This window comes from Barnesiella sp. CU968 (genome assembly GCF_905219685.1).
GTDB lineage: Bacteria > Bacteroidota > Bacteroidia > Bacteroidales > Muribaculaceae > Lepagella > Lepagella muris_A.
In genome coordinates, this window is the sequence record NZ_CAJMXD010000463.1 from 1 (window position 1) to 2,054 (window position 2,054).

General features: G+C 49.1%; 2 protein-coding genes. Both read right to left on the minus strand.

Annotated elements, in window-relative coordinates; translation table 11 throughout:
- Positions 1-284: 284 nt before the first annotated feature.
- The gene (locus tag JX312_RS12750; RefSeq protein WP_124029534.1) at positions 285-1,499 is read right to left on the minus strand and encodes a PAS domain-containing sensor histidine kinase; all 1,215 of its coding nucleotides are present in this window, start codon (positions 1,497-1,499) and stop codon (positions 285-287) included.
- Positions 1,500-1,521: 22 nt separating this feature from the next.
- Positions 1,522-2,054, minus strand: a 533-nt coding sequence (locus tag JX312_RS12755; RefSeq protein ID WP_204458292.1) for an HAD hydrolase family protein, incomplete at its 5' end; no start/stop codon positions are given.

Sequence of the window (2,054 nt, forward strand, 5' to 3'; positions counted from 1 at the left end):
TTACCACGCCGCGCAAACCTCCGCGGATGCTTTCCACTTCCTCCACTGTGTCGCACTCAAGTCCGAGAGATGTGAGGGTGGCGGCAAGCTCACGCGGGCTCAAATCGAAATCGATATAGCGTCTGAGCCATTTATATGATATATCCATAAATTAAAAATTCTGATCAGATTGGTTATGACTGCAAAATTAATAAAAATCTTCACCTTTAACAAAATAGGAATGCAGGAAAATGACACCGCACTGCCTGATGATCGAAAGAAGTGTGCGGGAGGGGTGTATTCCGTCATGCTGCCGGGAACTCGATTCGGAATGTCGTGCCTTTGCCTATTTCCGATTCCTTCACGTATATCCTGCCTCCGTGATATTCCTCCACAATCCTTTTGGCAAGTGTGAGCCCCAGTCCCCAGCCTCGTTTTTTTGTGGTGTATCCGGGATTGAATATTGTCTTGAAATTCTTTCTGGCAATCCCTTTGCCGGTATCTCTGACTTCTATCCACACGATATTTTTTTCGGTCCCCGTGGTTATGTCGAGTCTGCCTTCCCCTTGCATGGCGTCAACAGCATTTTTTGTCAGATTCTCCATCACCCATTCTATCAGCGGGCGAGACAGCTGCACCCCGTGGTCATCAACAGAGAGATGTATGCGGATGTCCACTCTTCCGGATACGCGGCTCTTCATATAGTCGAGCGATTTCGACACCACTTCGTTCAGATAATCAAGCTGAATCTCAGGTTGGGAGCCTATTTTTGAAAATCTGTCGGCAATGACAGAAAGGCGTTTCACATCCTTGTCTATCTCGTCTGTAATCTCTGCCTCGACACCGCTCGCCTGAAGATATTCGGTCCAGGCAATGAGAGAGGAAATGGGGGTGCCGAGTTGGTGGGCGGTCTCTTTTGATAGTCCTACCCATACTCTGTTTTGCTCCGCCCGCTTTGTATATACCATGGCAAGATAGATGATCAGGGCGAGGATAATCATCACAACCATCTGGATATACGGATAAATGCTCAGACTACGGAGCAGCCTGGAGTCTTCGTAGTAAATATACTGGTTTTCACCTCCGAAAAGCTCCACTTCTATGAAATGTCGGTTTTTTGACGCCATTTCTTCAAGAGGGGTGTCTCCACGGGCTTTGCGCAATCTTTTCTGTAGATATTCTTTGTTTTTCGGAGAAAGCTCGTTGAAGAGTGATTTGTCCTCGTCGGCTTTGTCAGGAAGGGAGAAGTTCCGGAATTCGGATATGTTGAAATCCTTGTCGCATATCAGCACGGGGATGGAGTTGTTCTGAGAGATTATGCCAAGCAGAAACTCAAAGTCCGAATCGATGTTTGCCTTGGCAAGGCGTTCCGTTGCCTGTGCCCATATGTTCATGCGGTCGCGTTCCTGATTCTCGAGTTCTTTGATCAGATTATTGCTCACAAGCAGGAAAAGAATCACTGCAATCGCCGAAGCCGCGATTCCGAGCATTTTCCCTGTGCGTCTGTCTATATGCTTCATAGGTGGGTGGATCTGTTCGGGCTCATCGGTCGCCGGATATGAATTCCGCGACGGCATCGTCTGTGTTCGGACCTATTACGATGTCCGCGATCTCTTTAACCTCAGGCAAGGCGTTTTCAACCGCAACCGCCACATCTGCCGCCTGCAGCATCGGAATGTCGTTGAGGTTGTCGCCGAATGCCACGACCCGGTCGGCTCCGGTCTTCTCTTTCATGCGCAGCACGGCATTCGCTTTTGTGGCATCTGGCGCGAATGCGTCGACCAGGGCGATTTCCTGCCCGTAGATGTCATGATAGCACTGGTGTCTGCATCCCGGAAGCCCTGAAACACGCTCGTGTATTGCTTCGGCAAGATATGTGGGCTGCATGCCGTAAAATATGATGGTCTTGGAAATATCAGGAGGGAGCATGTCTTCTCCTGTCGCGGAAATGTGAAAGCGTTTGTAGGGAGAATGAAGCCGCTCCTCCATGAATCGCCTTTCAAGTTCGTTAAGCTTGCCTCCGATATGATAGATGTTTATCACATCGTTCTCGAGAGTGAAATGGACGATGGGGA